The organism is Flintibacter sp. P01028 (assembly GCF_041925235.1).
GTDB lineage: Bacteria > Bacillota > Clostridia > Oscillospirales > Oscillospiraceae > Lawsonibacter > Lawsonibacter aceti.
In genome coordinates this window covers 146,681-169,697 of record NZ_JBHEVC010000002.1, presented here as the reverse complement: position 1 = coordinate 169,697, position 23,017 = coordinate 146,681, and the positions used below count along the sequence as shown (strand labels likewise).

The window sequence follows — 23,017 nt, the reverse complement described above, 5'->3', positions numbered from 1 at the left end:
GCCCCTGTGGGGCGGCCGCCTTATTATATTTGAATATTGACACGTTATTGCTCAGAAGTCTACAACAACCTTGACCACAGGTTCCGGTCGCTTATCGGCCCACTCCATGGCATCGTGGAACTCCTCGACAGGGAACCGCTTGGTGATAAAGCCATCTAACTTGATATCACCCTCATTGATTCCGTCAATAACTTCCTTAAAGTCATCAGCGGTGTACATATTGGAACCGCACAGCTTCAGCTCCTTGATCTGGATCAAGTCAAAGGGAGCCTGTACATTGGCCATAATGGCAATTTCAGAAATGATGCCACCGCGCTTCGTAATCTCAGCGGCCTGCTGCACACAGGGCGCATTTCCGAAGGCCAAGAAGGTCATGTCCACGCCATAGCCATCCGTTTCTTCCAAAACACGGTCCAAAACCGGGTCCTTCATCGAATTCAGCACCAAATCGGCGCCCATTTCCTTGGCCTTCTCCAGATTGAAGTCCACCACATCAATGGCGATGATCTTCTTCGGATTGAATCTCTTTGCACTGAGCAGAACACCCAGCCCAATGGTGCCACAACCAATGATGGCGATAACGCTATCCTCATTGACCTTATGCTCTCGGACTGCGTGCATACCAACAGCCAAAGGCTCAATCAGCGCGCCCTGGTCAAAGCTGACGTTCTCCCCCAGGGGGATCACGCATCCCTCAGGAGCTACAATATACTCACCGAAGGAGCCGCTCCAGTAATAAGCGCCCAATATTTTCTTATCCTGGCACAGATTATATTTACCGGCCTTACAGAGCTCACAGTGACCGCAACCGTACTGGGGCTCTGCGGTAACACGGTCGCCAACCTTAAACTTCGTGACGGCGCTGCCAACTTCACAGACCTCACCCGCAAACTCATGTCCGGAAACCAGGGGGGGAACACGCCAAGCGTGTTTTCCATGGTAAGCATGGACCTCGGACCCACAGATACCAGTCACCTTGACCTTAATTTTTACATCAGTAGGGTTGTTGATCTGCGGTTCTTCAGTCTCTTTAAAATAGGCGACTTCCGGCTTTTCGATAAAACCAGCTCTCATGACCACGCTACCCCTCTCTTACCAATTCTCAGCCTGGGCGACAATGTTCTCAACAGTGATGCCGTTGATTGCCAGCAGGCGCTCATAGGGGGCAGACTGGCCGAACTGATCCTGGATGCCGACGCGCTTGACCTGGCCCTTGCCCATCTCGGCCACGACCTCGCAGACAGCGCCGCCCAGGCCGTTGATGATGTTGTGGTCCTCCACTGTGATAATCTTACCGATGTCGTTGACACAAGCCTTGACCGCCTCTACGTCCAGAGGCTTGATGGTGTGCATATCCAGCACTCGGGCGGAGATTCCCTTGCCAGCCAGCACCTCGGCGGCTTCCAGAGCCAGACGGACGGTGTCGCCGTTGGCGATGATGGCCACATCCTTGCCGTCCTTCAGCAGGTTGGCCTTGCCAATCTCAAAGGTGGTGTTCTCGTCATAGATGACGGGGATCGCGTCACGGGTAAAGCGCAGGTAGCAGGGGCCATTCATCTCCGCCGCCGCGGCCACCAGCTTGCGGGCGGACCAGTAGTCAGCCGGCATAATAACCGTCATGTTGGGCAGGGTGCGCAGAACACCCATATCCTCGATACACTGATGGGAAGCGCCGTCATTGGCGGGGGTAACGCCGCCGTGAGAGCAGGCGATCTTCACATTCAGGTTGGGATAGCAGATCTCCTGACGGATCTGCTCGCACATACGCAGGGAGCCGAACACAGCATAGGTAACCACGAAGGGGATCTTGCCGCAGGTAGCCAAGCCGGCTGCCAGACCGGCTCCGTTCTGCTCCGCGATGCCCACGTTCACATGCTGCTCCGGATAGGCCTTAGCAAAAGCGGTGGTTTTGCAAGACTTTCCGATGTCTACGTCTACTACATAGATGTCCTTATTGTTCTTTCCGAGCTCAACCAGCTCGTCCCCCAGGCCATCGCGGGTAGCGATCAACTTTTTATCCATCTCAGATACCCTCCTCAAGCTCACGCATAGCCTGCTGATACTGCTCATCGTTGGGAGCCATACCGTGCCAAGCCAGTTGATTCTCCATGTAAGACACACCCTTGCCCTTTACGGTGTGGGCATTGATGAACTTAGGTCTTCCATCCTTGGCAGCATGGATCTTATCAAAGGTCTCCATGATCTGCTCCATATTGTGGCCATCGATCTCATAGGTGTCATAGCCGAAGGCGTCAAACTTCTTAGTCAGATCCAGCTGAGGCATAATTTCATCTGTGGTGCCATCGATCTGCAGGCCATTGTTGTCGATGATGACCACCAGATTGTCCAGATGATACCGGTAGGCAGCCATCACTGCCTCCCAAATCTGGCCCTCATCAGCCTCGCCGTCGCCTACGACAGCGTAGACCATGTAGTCTTTATGATCGCGCTTCCCAGCCAGAGCCATACCCACGGCGCAGGACAACCCCTGTCCAAGAGAGCCGGTAGAGATGTCGATGCCAGGACACTTGTTCATAGAGGGATGGCCCTGGAGCTTGGAACCCTCCTTCCGCAAGGTGTGCAGGTCTTTCTCTGGGAAGAAACCCAGCAGACCCAGCGCGGAATACTGGATGGGGCATACATGGCCCTTTGACAGCACAAAGCGGTCACGGTCTGCCCACCTTGGATTCTTGGGGTCCACATTCATTTCACGGAAGTAGAGACAGGCCACGATATCAGCAATGGACAGAGACCCTCCTGGATGACCAGACTGTGCCTCGTAGATCATGGTCACAGCAGTTTTCCGGAGCTGCTTGGCGTACTCTTTTAGCTCCTTTGCACTAATGTTTTTCATGACTTCACCTCATAAAATTATTTCATTTGAGCAGAACACCCAATGTCCTAACATGGGATGTTTTTGGGGAAAAAAATTTGTTTCTTCCCTGCCTCTCTCCCCTGCCGGCACACCCAATCGTGTACCGGCAGAGAAGCTTGGCAGATCAGAACAACGGTTTAACCCAACAAGTTGGGAAGCGTCATAGGAATGAAGGGCAGGTAAGTCGTCAGCAACAAGGCTATGATGGATGCCACCACAAAGGGCAACACCGACTTTGACATTCTCTTCAAGCTGATATCAGCGATACCGCAACCCACATACAAATTGACGCCCACAGGAGGAGTAACCAGGCCAATCGCCAGGTTCATGACCATGATACAGCCCAGGTGTACGCCGTCGATACCCAGAGCCTCAGCAACAGGGTACAGGATGGGGACGATAATATACATGGCGGAGTTTGCGTCGATGAAGCAGCCGGCAATCAGCAGGATGATGTTGACGATCAACAGGAAGATGTACTTATTGCCCGCGGAAACCTGGATCAGCAGGTTGCTCGCATCAGCAGCCACACCAGTCACGGTCAGCACCCAAGCGAAGAGGCTGGCTGTACCGACGATAAACATGACCACGGCGGTCTGAGATACAGAATCACGCAAGATGGGCATGATGTCCTTCAAGGAAAGAGTACGGTAGATAAATAGACCGACAATCAGGCCATACAGAGCGGAAACAGCAGCAGCCTCAGTAGGGGTGAAGATACCACCATAGATACCGCCCAAGATGATGACAGGCATCAACAGACCCCAGAAAGCCTCCTTAAAGGCTGCCCAGCGTTCTTTCCCACTGGCCTTCGGCAACAGGACCAACTCACGGCCCCGGCTGACAAACTGCATGGCGAACACAAGGAAAATACCCATCAGGATACCGGGGACGATACCGGAGGCGAACAGAGAGCCCACAGACTTGCCGGTAACGGAGCCGTAGATAACGAAGGTGATAGACGGCGGGATGATGATGCCGATGGCACCGGCGGTAGACATCAAGGCGGCAGAATCGCCCTTATCATAGCCAGCCTTCACCATAGCGGGAATCAGGATCATGCCCAGAGCAGCCACTGTGGCGGGGCCGGAGCCGGAGATGGCAGCAAAGAAGCAAGCCACGATGACGCAGACCAGAGCCATACCGCTCTTTCGATGGCCCACCAGGGTCCGGCAAAAATCGATCAGCCGGGCGGAGATCCCGCTCTTTTCCATGACGTTGCCGCCCAAGATAAAGAAGGGAATGGCCAGCAGTACAAACTTACCCGTAGAAGAGTAGAGGTTGCTGGGGATCATAGAGAAGGGCAGATTCTCAGCAATCAGAGCGGCCACGCTGGAGATTCCCAGTGAAAGTCCAATCGGCACATTGAGGAGCAGAAGGACAAAGAAGGAGCCGAACAGAATCAGTGAAACCATAGCTTACTTCTCCTCCTTCTTCACCAAATGGGTAATGAACAGCTGAATATAACGGATGACCAGCACGCCACCACTGATGGGTACAAACATGCCAAACATCCACTCAGGCCACTGCATACCAGCGGTAAGCTGACCCAAAACGTACTCCTGCTTGGCCATGAAGAAACCAAACCAGAGAATGAGGACACCAAAGATAATCCCCATCAAGTCGCCCAGCAGAGTGCAAAACTTCTGCCCTTTCGCTGGGAAAAAATCGGTCAGAACAGTCAAGCCAAGGTGTGCGCCACGCTTGGCGGCCACAGCGGCGCCGGTCAGGCTTAGGATGATAAGACCCAGACAGGTCAGCTCCTCAACAAAGGGCATAGAAGCCTTCAGCACATACCGGGCAACTACGTTGACACAGGTCAACAGCATCATGACGAGCAGGATGATCGCACAGATGTTGTCTTCCAACAGTGAGAAAAACTTTTTCATTTGTGGTCCCTGCCTCCTTAATTACTTAGAAAACTCTGGAATCACTCGATGCCAAAGGCAGCGCAAGCATCCGCACCGTAGATCTCCTTGTACTCGTCAATGACAGGCTGAACAACAGCGGTAAACTCAGCCACATCTTCGTCGGTGAACTCGTAGATCTCACAGCCGTTCTCCTCGGCAAACTTAGTCTTCAGGTCCGCCTCCTCGGCGATGAGGGTCTGGTTCATTTCCTTGCAGGCCTCCTCCACACACTCGCGGATCAAAGCCTGGGTATCAGCGTTCAGCTTGTTGAAATTGTTGGAATTGGCCATCCAAGTAAACGCCTCGTACACATGGTTGGAAATGGAGATGTACTTCTGGACCTCCTGGACGTTGCCGGAGTTGATGGTACCAAGGCTATTATCATGGCCGTCGATGGTGCCCTGCTGCAGAGCAGTAAAGACCTCACTCCAGCTCATGGCCTGGGGGCTAGCGCCAAAGGCGGTATAAAAAGCGGAGAAGAAGTCACCGCCGGGCACACGGATCTTCAGTCCCTTCAGGTCATCAGGATCCTGGATGGGATGCTTGCTATTGGTCATAGCTTTAAAGCCGTTGTGGACAGCGCCCAGATAAGTGATGCCTTTCTCAGCCAGAACAGAGCTCAGGAACTCACCGCCCTCGCCAAAGAAAGCGTCCTCCGCCTCCTGATAGTCGGCAAAAATCCAGGGCAGAGTGCTTACCATCATTCGGTTATCCAGGTTGGCGATGATGGAGGTGGAATGGATGTCGATATCCACAGTACCGTCGGCCAGCAGTTCCAGGCCCTTGCTCATATTGCCGCTGGCCAGCTGGTCATTGGGGAATACATCAACAGTGACCAGTCCGCCGGACTTCTCCTCAATCTTCTCGGCAAACAGCTTGGCAGTACGGGTGTCGTTGCCCAGGTCCGTACCGTTACAGCTCAAACGCAGGGTCACTTTATCATACTGAGGTCCAGAAGCGGTACCCCCATTGCTGCCAGTGCTATTTGTGTTTGTGTCATTGCCACTGCCGCATCCAGCCAGCAGGGACAGCGCCATGGCAGAAGCCATAGCCAAAGCTAAAATTTTCTTCTTCATGTGTTTCCCTCCAAAAAATGTGTTTCCCTTTCCTCATTCTTCCATCCGCTGAAGCGACCGCTTTTAGTAGATTTGACAGCAAACTTCCGAACATAGGATGTTACGACCATCATAATAGACTATCTTTCAGGGAAAGTCAATGTCCTTTTTTTCAACTCGGGCAACTTCGTTGAACTAACTAATTTTTAAATCTAAAGCTGTATAATTTCACCAAAGCAGGCTTTCTGAGTTAATTTCTGGACATTTTCGCTTTTTATTTCAATCTTTTCGGAATGTCAGACAAAAAAAGAGGTCCAGGCCAAAAGCCGGACCTCTTTCCTTTGGTACGAATCGAAACACTGTACCCTATTGATCCTTATAAACTCCACGCCAATAGAAGTAGCTGTCATTGATTGCCTGATACAATTCTTCCATATTTGTACCAGCCAACTTATCCAGCAGATTTTTGTGCGTATCGATCAGGTACTGCCTGTCCCCTTTCTGAATGACTGTTTCAATAGTCTTTAGTCGAGATGCCTTGGTCAGCTCCACGATATTACTATGTACAATCATGATGGCAGCGTTCTCGGTGGACCGGGCCAGCTCATCATGAAACTCGATATCGGCGTCGGCAATCTTCTGAAAATCCGGGGGATCCTCCATCAAATAGCCTCTTAGTTTCTCATACTTCTGGTAAAGCACCTTCCATTGTTCCTCTGAAATGCGCTTTTCCAGCAGCATCTGCATAATACCGTTCTCCACCACTTCACGCAGACCAATCAACTCATTAAAAGAGCTCCCACTGCGCAGAATGATGCTGTATACCATTGGATTGAGTACCTTGGGAGAAAACCCGTCACATACATAGGTCCCTTCGGCCCGTCGAATCGTCAATACGCCATAGGCGACTAAAATACGAACCGCTTCACGCACTGTATTTCGCCCGACGCCAAATTTCCGGACCAGTTCCGACTCCACTGGGATCTGGTCGCCAGGTTTTAACTCTCCACTGATAATCGCTTCGGTCAGTCTGGACACCACAATATCCACCATCGATTTACTTGCAATCGGCGCAAGATAGTTTTTGTCCAGCTCCTTCATATAATCACCCGCGTCTGCTTTAATAATTATATCCTTACGATACCCCATTCTATGATATAATTTCTTTTACATTATACCTTCAAATTTTTTATAATACAAGAGCTAATTCCGAAAGGATTTCGCTCAATCTATTTTGTGCTAAAAATTTTCTTTTCTGTTGTTTTAACTTGAAACACCCAGAAGCGGGTCTTTTGTCTCTTTTAGAAAAATCGCGCCTCTCCGGCAGATCTGCCGGGGAGGCGCGGGCTATATCCTTCATTCTCACTACAGGATGATGCAAATCAACCCTCCAGATCCCTCGTTGATGATACGCTGGAGGGTCTCCCTTAACTTGGTCCGGGCATCCTCAGGCATCCGTTTGATCTTGGAATTTAGATCCTCATTGACCAGCTCATGGAGAGACTTTCCAAAAATATTGGCCTCCCAGATCTTGCTGGAATCACCCTCATATTCCTGAAGGAGATAGTTAATCATATCCTCGCTCTGCTTCTCTCCCCCTACGATGGGCGAGACCTCTGTTTCAATATCTGCTCGGATCATATGAATGGAGGGGGCGCTGGCTTTCAGACGTACCCCGTATCGTCCTCCCTGCTTGACGATTTCAGGCTCCTCCAGCACGAGGGAGTCAATAGAGGGCACCACAATTCCGTATCCCGTCTGCTCCACCTGCTCTAAGGCGTCCGATACTTTGTCGTAGGCGCATTTCACCTTGGCCAGTTCTGTCAGCAGGGCCATCAGATCTCCGTCATCCCCTACCTGGAAGCCAGACTGCTGGGACAGTGTAGCGTAGAATAGGCTACGGGGCAAGTCCAGTGTGGCCGCGGACAGCCCTGTGCCCAAATCGATTGAGGTGATCCGCGCTCCACTTACCACTTCGCAGTTCTGGAATGAGGAGACGGCCTGCTCCACGTCCCGTATCCGGCGCAGTTCACTGGTCCCCTCCCGGATGGCGCTGTATAGCTCCGCTTTGATGGGATGCTCCTGGGGCAGGGCATCCACCCAAGGCGGAAGAAACAGGTCCAGCTCCTTAATGGGGAACTCATAGAGGACGCCCTTGAGTAGATCGTTGATCTCCTCTTGGCTCAGTTCCAGGCAGTTGACCGCTACACAGGTAACGTCGTACCGTTGCGCGATATCCGCCCGGATGGCCTGGGCACGGTCAGATTCCGGATAGGCGGAGTTGAGCAGTACAACAAAGGGCTTGCCCAGCTCCTTCAGTTCGGAGATGACCCGTTCCTCAGGCTCTAAATAATCCTCCCGCTGGATGTCGGTGATCGTCCCATCTGTTGTGATTACGATGCCAATCGTGGAGTGCTCTGAAATCACTTTTCGGGTACCGATCTCCGCGGCCTCAGCCATAGGGATCTCATGGTCAAACCAAGGAGTGGTGACCATGCGCTCATTCTCCCCCTCTAGCTGGCCCACGGCCCCACTGACCATATAGCCTACGCAGTCGATCAGCCGGACCTGAAAGGCAGCTCCCCCCTCTACCTGGACAGAGACGGCCTCCTCGGGGACGAACTTTGGCTCGGCGGTCATGATGGTGCGGCCGGAGCCGCTCTGAGGCAACTCATCCCGTGCCCGTTCCCTCCGGTATACATTCTCGATATTGGGAATCACCAGAGTCTCCATGAACCGCTTGATAAAGGTGGATTTTCCTGTACGAACCGGCCCCACGACGCCGATGTAGATATCCCCTTCGGTCCGCAGGGCAATATCCTCGTAGATTTTGCGATCTTCCACTGCAATTCCTCCTTCGGCTCTTTGGTCAGCCGGTAGTTTCCATACAATCTATGAGGATAAGCTGTATAATATAACAGCAGGAAACCTCTTTTCCATAAAAACATAGGGAGGATGGCCGCAGAGCGAATCCATCCTCCCTATTCTCTATGTCCGGAGCACAAGCACTCCTTTCACCGGGTACTGGGAATCAACAGCATGATACCAGTGGGCAGTGTGCCCTCTTCCAACTCATTGGCCTGCAGTATCTCTTGGGTAGTTGTGCCGTAGGCCTTGGCAATATCCCAGATATCCTCTCCGGGGGCAGCCAGCCTCAGCACCACAGAGGGTCTAACGCCGCTGCTGCACCGTGCCTCCCCAAGTCTGGCGCCACGAACCACAGGCACAGAGATGCACTCCGTAGTCAGGCAGTGGAATTCGACGGTAAACCGTACCTCCACGCCGCCGGCGGAGGGGGTGGCAAATACTTCGCCTGAGGTGGAACAGCGGCAGCTGCACCGACTGCCCTCGGAACAGTTCAGGCGGCACTGGACTGGAATAGTCCGGCGGACACACTGGACCATCTCATTTTCATCCAGGTACATGACAGTGATCCAAGCCTCGGCGGTCAGGACTAACTCTTTCCCCTCCCTGCTCTGGCTCACCTGGCCCAGAGCCAGGCGGCTGTCTACCACGCTTCGTACCATCTCACCTGTCTCCAGCAGCTCCCGGACGGCCTGGGGACGGATCGACTGCTCCCCCAGCTGGAACAGCTGCTGATTGTCCCGGTCCGCCTCCAACTGCCAGCTGGTGCTGTATAGGTCTTGGAGCAAGGTTACCGGACGGTGGCAGCGCACCTCAGCTTGGGCCAGCAACTCCAGCGTCACCTCCAAGCTGCGGCTGTCCTCACTGCTGGGACCGCACCGGAAGTCTGTAATCTCCACCAGGACCTGGCAATCTCCCTCTTCTCCAGCACCTGTTACCTCCAAAATCTGAGAGAAAGGCATGGACTCGTGGTTAGTGGTCAATCCGCCGCCCGCCTCCAGAAGGAGCAGCTCCAGCTCAACCACCCCTTTCAGAATCAGTTTGGTTCCTATGAGCTTGTTTTCTGAGCATACAGCACTGGCCCGGCTGGCCAGAAGTTGAGGGATCTCTCCTTGGTTTCCCTGAAGTCTGATCTGTTCAGTAAATGTAAAGGGTTTTTCCTGGACAGATGAAATCTGATAATTTTCTCCCTGATACTGGCGCTGGCACAGTGTATGGTCTTCAGTATCAGACGCGCCGCTACAGATAGGGATTTCTGTTGGCTGGAGTGCTGTCACATCTACCGCTAGATCCACCCGGAGCAGCACCTTCCTGGGGTTTAGTGCTCTCGCTTCAGCGCAGCGCAGGCGAGGACTGGCCTCTACATATCCCTGGTCCGTGAGCCCTGGGGCCTCGGCCTGACAGGTAAATGGAAGTCCCACCTCCATACGGCGCAGCCCGGCAGAACCCTCAGGCTGGTACAGAATGACAGCCCGGACCATGCCGGTTACTACCGCCATACCCTCTTTGGCTGCCTTAGAGCTGAGTGTAGCCTGACCGCACACATCCACGATCCGCAGAATATCCGGACAGGCGTCCGGAACAATGGACTCCAGCGTTTCCTCCTGGCAGAGCGTCACCTCAGTCAGTGTTTCATAACATACGATCGTATCCCGTTCAAATTCCAGTTCCATGGTCATTGTCCTCTCCTTATCATGGTGTCAGGCCGGCGGAACGCGGCCCCGGCTTTGTGACACCATATGAGAGAACGGCAGAATGTATGACTGCTTTTTCCCCTCTCAGGACTTATCGCACCCCGAAGATCCTGCGCAGCAGTCCCCGCAGGCATTTGGGGGAACGCACCACTACGATACCCATGAACACGCCTCCCCTCCCCTAAATTGACCGTCTCCGGCTGTTACCATTATATGGCGGAAGGGCTGGTCCGTGTCACTGATCCTCCTCTTTTCTCTCCATCTCCTCCACTTTGGGATTTAGAAATAGGAAAGGAGCGGATGACGAAATCGTCATCCGCTCCTTTCCTATCCGCGCTCCCAATCTGGAATCGCTTTGGCCTGTTCATACAGGCGTACATAGCTCTGATGCCGAGTTGGTTCAATCTCTCCCTCTTTCAGAGCCGCCAAAACGGCGCAGCCCTTCTCCTTCACATGAGCGCAGTCTTGAAACCGGCATCGTCCCAGGTAGGGCGCAAAGTCTGGAAAGGCATACTGCAACTCCTCTTTGCGGGCCAGCTCCATGCGGTCCACATCGAAGGAAGAGAACCCCGGCGTATCCGCTGCCAAGGCGCTACACGACAGGCGGTACAGCTCTACATGGCGGGTGGTATGCCGGCCCCGGCCCAGCTTTTGGCTCACATCCCCGGTGGAAAGGGCAATTCCAGAGTCCAGCGCGTTCAATACGCTTGATTTCCCTACCCCCGAATTTCCTGTAAAGGCAGATACCTTTCCGGTGATTAGACTGCGAAGCTCCTCCAGTCCCTCCCCGGTTTCCGCGCTGATGCGAAGGGTTGGAAAGCCAGCCCTTTGATAGATTCCAGCCAGTTTCTGGCCATCTGCAAGGTCGCATTTATTGATACAGATGATACACTGGCAGTTCCTGCTCTGGGCGATGGCGGCCACCCGGTCGATAAGAAAAGGGTCCGTAACCGGTACAGCTTCCGAAGCGATGATAACCAGTTGGTCGATGTTGGCTACCGCAGGACGGAAAAACTCATTTCTCCTAGGCAGGATCTCATCCAGCGTGCCCGGGCTGCCATCTAAGGATGGGGTAAACCGTACCCGGTCCCCCACCAGAGGCGTCATCTTAATATGGCGAAGCCTGCCCCGTCCCCGACAGGTATAGACGCTCGCTCCGTCATCCACATAATAGAAGCCGCTGAGGGCCTTCATGATCGTACCTTCCGCCATCATCCTTCAAAACTTTCTGTCCAGCTGTTCTGTAGGACGCCATCTACATAGAGGGACATATTCTTGCTTTCTCCCGCTTTGGCCGTCACCGATACTTCAACCAGCATTTCCATTGTGGTGTCTATATCGTCGGAAAAAACGACCTCTCCGTCCGCCAGGATCTGAATAAACGCTACTCCACCAGTTTCCGGCAGAGGGACGCTCAACGTCTTGGTGACATCCTTAGCCTGGGTGCTGGGGTCCGGTCCCTGGCTGACCTGAAGACTGACAACGCTTCCAGCCTCGACCTCTTTATACGCCTCAGGATACTGCCACACTACCTGCCCCGCCTGAGCGGTATCGCTGTACACAGGGGTGACAGTCCCCACCTTCAGCCCAAGGGCGGTAATATCTTCTTCCGCCTTTTCCTGGGTTAAGCCTACCAGGCTGGGCATGGAAAAGGTCTCCGTAGCTGGCCCCAGGCTGACTACCATATGGACCTCCGTTCCCAGGGGAACCGGATTATTTTCCAGCGGCGTGAATGATATGACATGGTTGTAGGCAATCGTATCGTCATGCTCATAGGTGGGGGTGGCCACCTTCAGCCCCATCTCTGTGACCGCCAGATAGGCTTTGGAATACTCCATATTTTTTAGGTCAAGCATATTCACTGTTTCCGGTCCGCCACTGACAGTCACGGTGATAGGTGTCACCTCATCCTGGACCTTGGAGTCCGCTGCCGGGTCCTGGTGGAGGATTACACCTGCGTCGGTGTCCTCGTCGGTCTTTGTTTCTCCCAGGACCACCGTAAAATGCTCACCCAGTATGGACGGGTCCGTCATCACTTCCTCATAACTCTTACCAATCAAATTTGGTACATCATAGCTGATCTGCGGTGTAAACAGGCCGGACAGGAAGGTGTTGTAGAGGAAATAGACAACCACGCCGATAAAAGCCAGTATAGCTACCACAGCCCCCACCACCGGCCAAGGGAAGCCTCCCTGCGGCCCATCCTCGTCCTCCTCCTGGCGGCGAGGGTGGTGGTCCTCTCTGTGGCCGCCGGAATGGCGCCGCTCTGGTCTTGCCTCCCGGCTCCGATGTGAGGCCGATACCGCATGGATCTGAGTCTTGTCTCTGTCTTCCTCTTCAGGGGATGCGACGGAAAATTCGTTGAGATTATACTCAAAATTAATGGTAGGATTCTTCCGAAACTCCTCCAGATCCGCCAGCATTTCATCCGCGTTGAGGTATCGGTTGTCCGGATTGGGGGCCATCGCTTTCATAGTGATGGCCTCCAGTGCCTCAGGGATTGATGGATCGATCTCTCTGGGAGACAGAGGGATCGAGTTGATATGCTGAATGGCCACCGAAACCGGGGTATCCCCTTCAAATGGAAGCCGTCCGGTGATCATTTCATAGAGCACCACACCGGCGGAGTACAGATCGGAGCGTGCGTCAATAAAGCTACCCCTGGCCTGCTCCGGAGAGATATAGTGGACAGAGCCCAGCGCCTCCTGGGTCAAAGTGCTGTGGCCCCCGGAGGCCACCCGCGCGATGCCGAAGTCGGCCACCTTTACGCTCCCGTCCCGGAGCACCATCACATTGTGGGGCTTGATGTCCCGATGGATAATGCCCCGGCTGTGGGCGTGGCCCAGCGCCTTGGTAATTTGTGTGATGAAGTGGAGGGCCTCACGCCAGTTCAGCTTGTTCCCCTTCTTCTGCATATATTGCTTCAGGGTAATCCCGTCGATCAGTTCCATGACGATATACTCCAGCTGGGAGGAGCGGCTCACGTCATAGACAGCCACGATATTTGGGTGGGACAGCATGGCTACAGCCTGGGACTCGTCGTGGAAGCGGCGGCGGAACTCGGCGTCCTGGGCCAGATCCTCCCGCAAAATCTTGATAGCCACCAGCCGGTTCAGGCGGTGGCACCGTGCCTTATACACCCTGGCCATGCCGCCGGAGCCGATAAGCTCCAGTATCTCATATCGGTTGTCGAGTAATTTACCTATGTATTGATCCATGGTAACATCCTCCCTATCTTCTTGTTCATAACCGGGGCCGTCAGCAGCGGATCAGGACCGCTGTCACGTTGTCCGGCGCGCCCCGGTGAAGGGCGATGTCCAGCAGACGCTGGGGACAGCTTTCGCTGTCACCACCGTGGATCACCTCGTAGAGCATCTCCTGCTCTGTGACCAGATTGCTCAACCCATCGCTGCACAGCAGGAGAAAATCACCCTGGGCCAGCGGCTGGCGAAAGCAGTCCGCCAACAGCACAGGCTCGGCGCCCAGGGCCCGGGTAATCAAATTTTTATGCGGATGAGTCCTGGCCTGTTCTCTCGTCAGCTCTCCCCGCTCCACCAGGTCCTCGACCAGAGAGTGGTCCCTGGTGATCAGCACGATGCCGTCCCCATTGATATGATAGGCCCGGCTGTCCCCCTCGTTAAGGATGACCGCCTCCCCCGCTCCGGCCAGAGCAGCCACCAGTGTGGTGCCCATCCCAGTGCAATCCTCATCTGTGGCTGCCTTTTGGAATATCTCTTGGTTGGCCTGGGAGGCCGCCCGCTGCATCCGCTCCTGGTCATCGCCACTCTCCCGGAGAAAGCGGTCCATAAACAGGTCCACAGCCATAGCGCTGGCCACATTGCCTGCTCTGGCGCCTCCCATTCCATCACAGACCAGAGCGATCACCCGTCCGTCATCCATTGTCCGGGCAGAAAACGCATCTTGATTTTGTTGCCGAACCACACCCCGATGGGTGATCCCCCATACTTCCATGGAATGTAACCTCACTTCTTAGCGGTACACCACCGGCACCGCTTCGTCAATTTTCCTCTCTCATGGCCTTTCTCCGCAGTTGGCCGCAGGAGGCGTCGATATCTCCCCCCAGCTTGCGCCGGACGGTGACGGTAACCCCCTGGCTCTCCAGCCGCTTCTGGAAAGCCGCCACTCGCCTGCTTGGTTTCAGAGGACTCTCCTCCACGTCGTTGAGAGGAATTAGATTCACATGACCGGGTGTTCCCTTCAGCAGGCTGGCCAGCCGGTCGGCCTGTTGGTCAGAGTCGTTAACTCCGTCGATCATGGCGTACTCATAGGAGATCCGCCGTCCGGTGGTCTGGAAATACCGGCGACAGCAATCCATCAGCCTTTCCACCCCTATGCCCCGATTTACTGGCATGATTTTCGACCGCGTCTCGTCATCGGGCGCGTGGAGGGAAACGGATAGTGTTAATTGTAACCCACGCTGGGCCAATTTGTCAATTTTGTCTACCAAGCCGCAGGTGGACAGAGAGATATGCCGCATCCCAATGTTCAATCCGTCGGGATGGTTGACCAGGGTGAGGAACTTCATCACCGTGTCATAGTTATCCAATGGCTCCCCGATGCCCATCAGAACGATGTTGGAGATTGGCTCACCGCTGTCTATCTGGGTAAACAGGACCTGGTCCACCATCTCCGCCGGAGTCAGATCCCGGACCTTTCCAGCCAGGGTAGAGGCACAAAAGGCACACCCCATGCGGCAGCCCACCTGACAGGAGATACATACCGTATTTCCATGCTTGTACCGCATCAAAACTGTTTCAATACAGTTGCCATCGGCCAGCTCCCAGAGGTATTTGATCGTCCCATCCAGGGCGGAAACCTGCTTCCGGGCCACCTTGGGCTTGGACAGAAAGCACTGCTCCTCCAGCTTTTGACGAAGGGGCTTGGACAGGTCGCTCATCTCCCCAAAGGAGGTGGCCCCCCGGTAGAACCAACGAAAGACCTGCTTTCCCCGAAAGGCGGGCTCTCCCTGCTCTTGGAGCCAAGCGGTCAGCTCCTCCAGTGTCATGGATTTTAGGTCGATCAAAGGGAATCCTCCCCCTTCCGAAGCTTGCAAATAAAGAATCCGTCGGTGTCGTGGCGATGTGGCCACAGGGTTATCATCCCCTCCGGGGCCGCTCCTACTGGGTCAGGCAGTACAAAGGGCTCCTTTTGGAAGGAGCTGTCCCTTGTTAAAAAGGTCCCAATGACCTCCTCGTTCTCCCGACGGAGAAGCGTGCAGGTAGAGTAGAGCAGCGTCCCGCCGGGCCGTACATACCGGGCCGCATTGGACAGGATGGCCAGCTGGATCTCTGGAAGTCCCTCCAAAGGTGCCGGGTCCTTGTAGCGGATATCCGGCTTTTTACGGATGACACCCAGCCCGGAGCAGGGGGCGTCTACCAGTACCAGGTCAAAGGCACGCTCCCACTCCGGGTGAAATACTTTGCCGTCGGCGGTCTGTGGAGTAATGATGTCCAGACCCAACCGGTCCGCGCCGGCCTGGATGAGTTTCTTTTTATGGGGATGAAGGTCGCAGGAAATGACCTGGCCACAATTTTCCATCGCAATCGCCGCAGCGAAGGACTTTCCTCCGGGGGCGGCACAGCAGTCCAGCACCCTCATGCCGGAGATGGGGCCTGCGGCGAGGACGGCCAGCCGGGACGCTGGGTCCTGCACATAGAACAGACCCTTTTGAAAGGCATCAAGCTCCTCCAGATTACCCGTCCGGGCCAAAAGCAGACAGTCGTTCAGCCATAGGTGGAGTCGTGCCTCCACCCCCGCCTCCTCCAGCTTATCCTGCAGCTCCTGGGCCGTAATCTTTGTTGTGTTCACCATAACGGACATAGGTGGCTGGCTATTATTTGCTGCAAGCAGCTTGGATGTTTCCCCTGTCCCGATGGCCAAGAGAAATTCCTTTACCATCCACTCCGGATGGGAATACAAAATAGACAGATAAGAGGTGGGGTCCCGCTGAGGTACCGTGGGAAGATCGTCCAGACTTCGGACCAACGCCCTCAAAATACCATTTACCATCCCCGCCGCCCTTGGGTTTTTACAGTGCCGTTTGGCCAGCTCCACCGAGCTGTTTACCGCCGCGCTCTGGGGAATCTTATCCAGAAAGAGAAGCTGGTATGCCCCCAAGCGCAGGGCCTGTACCACCTTTTCCTCCATCCTCTTCAGGGGAATATTGGAAAACCGGGACAGATAAAAGTCCAGCAGCATCTGATTTTGAAGCACGCCAAAGCACAGTTGGGTGGCAAGGGCCGCATCCCGTCTGTCCGCTCCGTGTTGAGCTAGTTGTTTCTTCAACACACCATCCGACCAGCCCCCTTGCTTGTAGCAGGCATACAGCGCCTGCAACGATACCTCGCGTGCGTCCATGCTTCTCACCGGCCTTTCTTCTTTTTTTCTTGAAAGAAAAAGGAGGGGAAAACTTGAGAAAAACTTCGTTTTCTCTCACTTTCTTACCATTTCTCTCAGCGTTAACAACAGAATGCCAATCAGGTCCTCCTATCATAGCAGCCGGGATGACTATAAAATACAGGCAAGTCTCCCTATAAATTGGCAAATGCCATGATAAATGACCGCTCCCATGGCGTTTCTCCTTTTTCGATCACAGGTGAATGGGATGGCCAGCCAAATAGGAGGCGGCGGACATACGCTTGCCGCCAGGAGCCTGCAGCTCCAGGATACGGAGGAGCCTTCCGTCCCCACAGGCCACATCGATGCCTTCCTTCCCCGCGGCGACCACTGTACCAGGCTGTTTGTCCGTCCCCTGGTCCAGAAGGGTGGACTTGAACACTTTGACTGGCTCCGCAGAAAAGATGTCCGTGGAGGTGGCGGGCCATGGCACCAGCCCTCTGATCTGGTTATGGATGTCCCACCCGCTCCTGCTCCAGTCGATGGGAGAGAGCTCTCGGGACAGCATAGGAGCCAGCGTAGCCTGGCTGTGGTCCTGAGGGATCCGCCGGGCGGTCCCGGCAGCCAGCTCCGCCACAGTTTGGACCAGCAGCCGCCCACCCAGGTCAGCCAGCCGGTCGTGGACGTTCTCTACCGTTTCCTCCGGGTCGATATGGGTTGTCTCCTGGGCGATGATATCCCCGGCGTCCAGTTCCCCGGCCATATACATAATGGTCACACCCGTTTCCTTTTCCCCACGAATCACCGCCCAGTTGATGGGGGCAGCCCCCCGGTATTTGGGCAGCAGAGAGGAATGGACATTGATGCAGCCCATTGGAGGCAGAGCCAGGATATCGTCAGGTAGGATACGGCCATAGGCGGCCACCACCACCAGCTCCGGTGCCAGCTCCCTGAGCTGGGCTAATGCTGTGCCATCCCGAAGCTTGGTAGGCTGGTAGACCGGGATCCCATGAGCTGCGGCGCAGGACTTGACCGGTGTAGGCTGAAGCTTGTTCTGGTGCCGCCCAACCGGCTTGTCCGGCTGGCTGAACACCCCGCACACCTCATGTCCCGCGGAAATCAGCCCCTCTAGGGAGGGAACAGCAAAGTCTGGAGTGCCCATAAAGACGATCCTCATCCCCGCTCCTCCTGCTCCTCTTCCGACATCATCTGGTCCAAATCCTCGTTAGTATAGAGCTTGTCCGTCAGTTCCGTGTACAGATGGCCGTCCAGATGGCTCAACTCGTGACAGAAACAGCGGGCGGTGAGTTCCTGTCCCTCCACCTCAAACCAGTTTCCATCCCGGTCCTGGGCCTTTACTTTAACCCAAGCCGGCCGCTTCACATAGCCCCACAGTCCAGGGACAGACAGGCAGCCCTCCAGTCCGTCCTGTTCGCCCTTCTGGTCAACGATTTCAGGGTTGACCAGCTCCAGCATCTCTCCATCATCATTCACCACGATGACCGCACGGCGCAGGATGCCCACCTGAGGAGCGGCCAGCCCAAGGCCGTTGGCCTTTGCCAGCGTCTCCTTCAAGTCGTCCAGCAGCTCCCACAGCTTCTGGTCAAATTTGGTGACGGGATGGCACATCTTATTCAGGGCCGGATCGCCCTTGGTTAGGATCGTACGAATCGCCATGTTATTTTCTCCTTTTATTCTTCTGTCGGGGCCTCAAAGCCCAAGTCTAACTCTGATAGGGATCCCAATCTCCATACACGGACACCCCCCGGTTGTCCTTATCCTGATGGACGGACCGGATGAGATGAGCAATCAATCTACGGACTTCTCTGGTACAGGGGCCAGTCAAAGTCAGGCGATAACGGTAGCGGTTATTCACCTTCGCAACCGCAGCCGGAGCCGGACCCAGCACCTGCCAACCGCCCGGAGCGTATCGCTTCAGCTCCTGATCAAGCGCCTGCCGCAGTCGGTCGCAGCACCGCAGGACAGCCACCTCATCCACACTGGAGGCGGTGAGTACGATAATATCCTGAAAAGGCGGGTAGCCCCGCAGCCGACGCAGCAGGATCTCGGACTGGTAGAAACTGTCATAATCCTGGCTTGCGGCACATCGGATCACATCGTTTTCCGGGGTAAAGGTCTGGATGACCGCTCGCCCCTGTTTGTCCCCCCGCCCTGCGCGGCCTACGACCTGGGTCAGCAGAGAGAAGGTGCGTTCCCCAGCCCGGAAGTCGTCCACATACAGGGACAAATCGGGAGCGATGACCCCAACCAAAGTCACATTTTCAAAGTCCAGACCTTTGGCTACCATCTGAGTCCCCACTAAAATGGGAATCCGTTCCTTCTGAAAGCGGTCCAGCAGCTCCTCATGGGGGTGGGCCGCTGAAACTGTATCCGTATCCATCCGCAGGACCTGCGTGCCTGGAAACAGCGTCTCCAGCTCCTCCTGGACTCGCTGGGTCCCCACCCCGATAAAGTTCAGCAGTCCTCCGCAGGAGGGACACACCGGGGGCAGGGGCTGGGACCAGCCGCAGTGATGGCACATGAGCCGGCCGTTGGCCGAGTGATAGGTCAGCTTCACTGAGCACCGGGGGCACTCAGGCACCTGCCCGCACTCTCCGCAGGAGACCATTCGGCTGGCTCCCCGGCGGTTGAGGAACAAAATCGACTGCTCGCCCCGCGCTAGATTTTCTTCCAGCTCCCGCCGGAGCACGGAGCTGATGGCGGAGGCGTTGCCTTGACGCAGCTCCTGCTTCATATCGGCCAGGATAACCTGTGGAAGCGGGTGCTGGTTATAGCGGTTCTTCAGCTGGAACAGGTGGTATGTCCCCTCCTGCCCATGGTACATGCTCTCCACAGAAGGAGTAGCGGAGCCCAGCACCAGCAGAGCCCCGTGCTGGACACAGCGGTATTTCGCAATATCTCGGGCGTGGTACCGTGGAACATTTTCTGATTTATAGCTGGTCTCCTGCTCCTCATCCAGGATGATGACGCCGATGTTGTCCAGAGGGGCAAAGACAGCGGACCGGGTGCCAATGACCACGGTAGCTGTTCCTTCACGTACCCGCTTCCACTCGTCATACCGCTCCCCCGCCCGAAGTGAGCTGTGAAGGACGGCTATCTGATCCCCAAAGTGAGAAGTGAATATTCTTAGCAGCTGCGGTGTCAGAACGATCTCCGGCACCAGGACTAGCGCTGTTTTCCCCTGCTTTCTGGTTTCCTGGATCAGTCGGATATAGATCTGTGTCTTGCCGCTGCCTGTCACACCATAGAGCAGCGCGGCAGCCGGCTGACCGCTCCGGCGCAGCTGGTCAAGCCCCTCAAACGCCTCCTGCTGTTCCCGGTTGAGCACCAGGGGCTGGGCCGGCTCCACCTGGATGGCAGGCAGGCGGCGGAACACCTCCCGCTCCTCCAAGGTCAATATTCCACTTTTTTCTAGGGATTTTATGGTAGGCATAGAAGCCCCGGTGAAATAACACAACTCTTTGACCGAAGCCGCACCCAGTGTACACAGCAGTTCGGTTACGGAGTATCGAAGGGGAGCCGTCTTTCGCTTGGGCGTGACCATCGCCATAGCGTCCTCCGTGGGGACCGCCAACACCGCCAGCTTCTCCCGCTTATCCCCTACGCCCCGGCGTGTACTTGTTTCCAGCCGCGCCGCGCCTCTCTCCACCAAAAGATGGATCGCCGGATTGGGATCCTTGGGGCCGAAGGCCATACGGATCTGTTCCATATCTCCCCTTCCGCCCCAGTCATACAGCAGGTCCAAGAGCTGTACCGCCAGGGCCGCCCCCTCCGCCGTCTGATAGGCCGCTTCCTTGTCTCCCTGGACCACTACCTGATCCCGGAGTGAGAAATAGAGCCCTGCCGGCAGCATGGCTTTGACGCAGTCATACATCGTACAGAAACAGCGTTCCCGCATCCAAAGGGCCAGTTGGATCCCTTTATAGTCCAGCACCGGCGCATCATCTAACTTAGATTGGATGGCTTTTAGAGAGGGGCCACCCTCCCCCTCCTCACGGATGGAGAGGACAATGCCGTCCGTCCCCCGGTTTCCGCTTCCAAAAGGGACGAGCACCCGCATACCAGGCACCAGTTCCTTCTCCAACTCCTTGGGGATCCAGTAGTCATAGGGCTTATCAATAGCGTAGACGGCCCTGGAAACAGCGACTTTTGCGATTTTCCGTCCCACGGTCCGACCACCCCCTATCACAAGGAAAGCAAGCGCAAGGTTCCCCTTCGCCTGCTTTCTCTCCCTTTACTCCTGGTCCAATTTTCCTTCCGCCACCTCCCGGATGGCAATGCTGACCGGCTTGTCGTCCAGCGGCACACCAGCCGTCTCCGCCTCGCTGGCGATCTTGCGGGCCCGGCAGGCCACAACGTTTACCAGCTCATAGCGGCTGGGCACCTTCTTCAGTAAATCCTTCATAGCGGGATAGAGCATCATGATAAAAACCCCTTTTCAACCATAATCGTTAAAACTTTTTCGCTCAGATAAACTGGGAGAGCATACCGCTCCGGTTCTCCACCCGGCATTGGGCGGCGGTCAGGATGGACTCGATTTCATAAACCGCATTTGACACCTTGTCGTTGATCACCAGGTAGTCATAATTCGGTATCTCCCGAAATTCGATCCGAGCCTTTTCCAGACGCCCGGAGATAACCTCCTCACTGTCGGTATTCCGGCCGTGAAGACGTCGGGAAAGCTCCTCAAAGGAGGGCGGAATGATAAAGATGGACAGTGCGTCTGGGCACTGGTCCTTTACCTTGGCCGCTCCCTGAACCTCGATATCTAGCAGCACATCAATGCCGGCCGCCAGCTTCTCCCGTATTACCTTGAGTGAGGTCCCATAGTAGTTATTGACATACTCGGCATATTCCAGCAGCTCCTGGGCGGCGATCATCCGCTCAAACTCAGCCCGGTCTACAAAGTTATAATTGACCCCATCTTGCTCCCCCACACGGGGTTGACGGGTGGTGTAGGACACAGAGAAATAGATGTCAGGGCGCTGTCCCAATAGTTCAGCGATCACCGTGCTCTTGCCCACACCAGAGGGCCCGGAGAGGACGATCAGTTGCCCCTTTTCTTTCTTTATGGCCATGTGGCCCCCTCCTCTTCCTGTCTGTCCGCCTTTTCTCCTTCCAGCCGGCTGGCCACATCATCGGGCGAAAGAGCGGACAAAATCAGATGGTCATTGTCCATTACCAGCACGGAGCAGGTCTTACGCCCATAGGTGGCGTCAATGAGTACGCCCCGCTCTCGGGCCTCCTGGATCATGCGTTTGATCGGGGCTGATTCCGGCGCGATGACCGCCAGCAGCCGCTGGGCGGAAATCAGGCTGCCAAATCCGATATTGATCAGCTTCACAGCGCCGTTCCTCCTTATTCGATATTCTGGACCTGCTCCCGAATCTTTTCAATCTCCGCCTTGATATCGACCACCTGACGGGCGATGTCAATATCGCTGCATTTAGATCCGATGGTATTGGCCTCCCGGTTGAACTCCTGAATCAAGAAATCCAGCTTCCGTCCAATCGCTCCACCCTTGTCCAGCATCTCCCGGAGCTGTTCGATGTGGCTGCGCAGCCGCACAGTTTCTTCGTCCACGGCCACCTTGTCCGCAAAGATCGCGGCTTCTGTCAGGATGCGCGCCGGATCGAGCTGGGTGTTGGACAGCACCTCGTTCATCCTACTCTCCAGCCTGGTCCGATACTCGGAAACAGTCTGAGGGGAACGCGCCTCCACCACCCCCACCTTCTCCTCAATCAAGGCGGCACGGGCCAGAATGTCCTCCCTAAGCCGTCCCCCCTCTCGGGTGCGCATCTGGTCAAAATCAGCCAAGGCCCGGTCCAGGACCGCGCATATGTCTTTTGCCATCTGCTCTACATCCTCTTCCGCCTTTTGGGCCAACAGCACCTCAGGAAAACGCGAGAGTGTCTCAGGGGTAATATGATAGGAGCCCGCGCCGCAAAACTCTGCCAGCTCTCTCAGAGCAGCGGCGTATTGGGCGGCCAGGGGCCTGTTTACCGACACCTGTATATCGTCGGCGCCCGTGCTGTCCATCGTGACAAATACGTCTACCTTTCCCCGCGAAATGGCGCTCTGCACCCGTGTCTTGATGGCATCCTCAGAAAACAGATACAGCCTTGGAATGCGGACATTACAGTCCAGATAGCGGTTATTGACGGAGCGCAGCTCCACTGTGATTGTGCAGCCGTTGACCGTCTCCTCCGCCCGGCCGTAACCGGTCATGCTCTTGACCAA

At 55.3% G+C, this 23,017-nt stretch carries 21 protein-coding genes; all 21 read right to left on the bottom strand.

Features of this window, described 5'->3' with window-relative positions; translation table 11 throughout:
* Positions 1 to 51 precede the first annotated feature (51 nt).
* Positions 52 to 1,074 (bottom strand): zinc-binding dehydrogenase, encoded by a 1,023-nt coding sequence (locus ACEVJK_RS05035; protein ID WP_147572283.1) that lies wholly within the window; start codon positions 1,072 to 1,074, stop codon positions 52 to 54.
* Positions 1,075 to 1,092: 18 nt separating this feature from the next.
* Positions 1,093 to 2,022, bottom strand: a complete 930-nt coding sequence (locus ACEVJK_RS05030; protein ID WP_186852524.1) for a transketolase family protein — start codon at positions 2,020 to 2,022, stop codon at positions 1,093 to 1,095.
* A 1-nt stretch (position 2,023) separates the two neighbouring features.
* The gene (locus ACEVJK_RS05025; protein ID WP_374740117.1) at positions 2,024 to 2,854 is read right to left on the bottom strand and encodes a transketolase; all 831 of its coding nucleotides are present in this window, start codon (positions 2,852 to 2,854) and stop codon (positions 2,024 to 2,026) included.
* 158 nt (positions 2,855 to 3,012) lie between these two features.
* A complete protein-coding gene (locus tag ACEVJK_RS05020; protein WP_374740116.1) occupies positions 3,013 to 4,290 on the bottom strand; it encodes a TRAP transporter large permease in 1,278 nt (425 codons plus the stop codon).
* Positions 4,291 to 4,293: 3 nt separating this feature from the next.
* Entirely contained in the window at positions 4,294 to 4,764 is a 471-nt protein-coding gene (locus tag ACEVJK_RS05015; protein WP_147572280.1) for a TRAP transporter small permease, read from the bottom strand.
* Between the two features lie 41 nt (positions 4,765 to 4,805).
* A complete protein-coding gene (locus ACEVJK_RS05010) occupies positions 4,806 to 5,861 on the bottom strand; it encodes a DctP family TRAP transporter solute-binding subunit (RefSeq protein WP_147572279.1) in 1,056 nt (351 codons plus the stop codon).
* A gap of 345 nt (positions 5,862 to 6,206) precedes the next feature.
* Complete coding sequence (locus ACEVJK_RS05005; protein ID WP_243200953.1) at positions 6,207 to 6,941, bottom strand: FadR/GntR family transcriptional regulator; 735 nt, start codon at positions 6,939 to 6,941, stop codon at positions 6,207 to 6,209.
* A 264-nt stretch (positions 6,942 to 7,205) separates the two neighbouring features.
* The gene (gene spoIVA / locus ACEVJK_RS05000) at positions 7,206 to 8,684 is read right to left on the bottom strand and encodes a stage IV sporulation protein A (RefSeq protein ID WP_186852521.1); all 1,479 of its coding nucleotides are present in this window, start codon (positions 8,682 to 8,684) and stop codon (positions 7,206 to 7,208) included.
* Between the two features lie 170 nt (positions 8,685 to 8,854).
* Positions 8,855 to 10,384 carry an SPOCS domain-containing protein gene (locus tag ACEVJK_RS04995; protein ID WP_240287741.1) on the bottom strand — a complete coding sequence of 510 codons (1,530 nt, stop codon included), beginning with the start codon at positions 10,382 to 10,384 and terminating at the stop codon, positions 8,855 to 8,857.
* A gap of 342 nt (positions 10,385 to 10,726) precedes the next feature.
* Positions 10,727 to 11,611, bottom strand: coding sequence for a ribosome small subunit-dependent GTPase A (rsgA, locus tag ACEVJK_RS04990; RefSeq protein WP_147572277.1), 885 nt, complete (start codon positions 11,609 to 11,611; stop codon positions 10,727 to 10,729).
* The gene (gene pknB / locus ACEVJK_RS04985; RefSeq protein WP_147572276.1) at positions 11,611 to 13,617 is read right to left on the bottom strand and encodes a Stk1 family PASTA domain-containing Ser/Thr kinase; all 2,007 of its coding nucleotides are present in this window, start codon (positions 13,615 to 13,617) and stop codon (positions 11,611 to 11,613) included. The genes rsgA and pknB overlap by 1 nt, the downstream gene beginning before the upstream one ends.
* Before the next feature lie 40 nt (positions 13,618 to 13,657).
* Positions 13,658 to 14,371, bottom strand: a complete 714-nt coding sequence (locus ACEVJK_RS04980; protein ID WP_147572275.1) for a Stp1/IreP family PP2C-type Ser/Thr phosphatase — start codon at positions 14,369 to 14,371, stop codon at positions 13,658 to 13,660.
* Positions 14,372 to 14,417: 46 nt separating this feature from the next.
* Entirely contained in the window at positions 14,418 to 15,443 is a 1,026-nt protein-coding gene (gene rlmN, locus ACEVJK_RS04975; protein WP_147572274.1) for a 23S rRNA (adenine(2503)-C(2))-methyltransferase RlmN, read from the bottom strand.
* Positions 15,440 to 16,777: a 16S rRNA (cytosine(967)-C(5))-methyltransferase RsmB gene (rsmB, locus tag ACEVJK_RS04970; RefSeq protein ID WP_186852520.1), complete on the bottom strand. Its 1,338-nt coding sequence runs from the start codon at positions 16,775 to 16,777 to the stop codon at positions 15,440 to 15,442. Before rsmB ends, rlmN begins: the two co-directional genes overlap by 4 nt.
* A 232-nt stretch (positions 16,778 to 17,009) precedes the next feature.
* Positions 17,010 to 17,933, bottom strand: a complete 924-nt coding sequence (gene fmt / locus ACEVJK_RS04965) for a methionyl-tRNA formyltransferase (protein WP_147572272.1) — start codon at positions 17,931 to 17,933, stop codon at positions 17,010 to 17,012.
* Entirely contained in the window at positions 17,930 to 18,433 is a 504-nt protein-coding gene (gene def, locus ACEVJK_RS04960) for a peptide deformylase (protein ID WP_147572271.1), read from the bottom strand. Before def ends, fmt begins: the two co-directional genes overlap by 4 nt.
* A 46-nt stretch (positions 18,434 to 18,479) precedes the next feature.
* On the bottom strand, positions 18,480 to 20,945 hold the full coding sequence (priA, locus tag ACEVJK_RS04955; protein WP_374740114.1) for a primosomal protein N': 2,466 nt from the start codon (positions 20,943 to 20,945) through the stop codon (positions 18,480 to 18,482).
* Between the two features lie 66 nt (positions 20,946 to 21,011).
* On the bottom strand, positions 21,012 to 21,200 hold the full coding sequence (rpoZ, locus tag ACEVJK_RS04950; RefSeq protein ID WP_147572269.1) for a DNA-directed RNA polymerase subunit omega: 189 nt from the start codon (positions 21,198 to 21,200) through the stop codon (positions 21,012 to 21,014).
* A gap of 43 nt (positions 21,201 to 21,243) precedes the next feature.
* The gene (gene gmk / locus ACEVJK_RS04945; RefSeq protein ID WP_186852651.1) at positions 21,244 to 21,849 is read right to left on the bottom strand and encodes a guanylate kinase; all 606 of its coding nucleotides are present in this window, start codon (positions 21,847 to 21,849) and stop codon (positions 21,244 to 21,246) included.
* Positions 21,846 to 22,121: a DUF370 domain-containing protein gene (locus ACEVJK_RS04940; protein ID WP_340405687.1), complete on the bottom strand. Its 276-nt coding sequence runs from the start codon at positions 22,119 to 22,121 to the stop codon at positions 21,846 to 21,848. Before ACEVJK_RS04940 ends, gmk begins: the two co-directional genes overlap by 4 nt.
* Positions 22,122 to 22,135: 14 nt before the next feature.
* Entirely contained in the window at positions 22,136 to 23,017 is an 882-nt protein-coding gene (locus ACEVJK_RS04935; RefSeq protein ID WP_147572266.1) for a YicC/YloC family endoribonuclease, read from the bottom strand.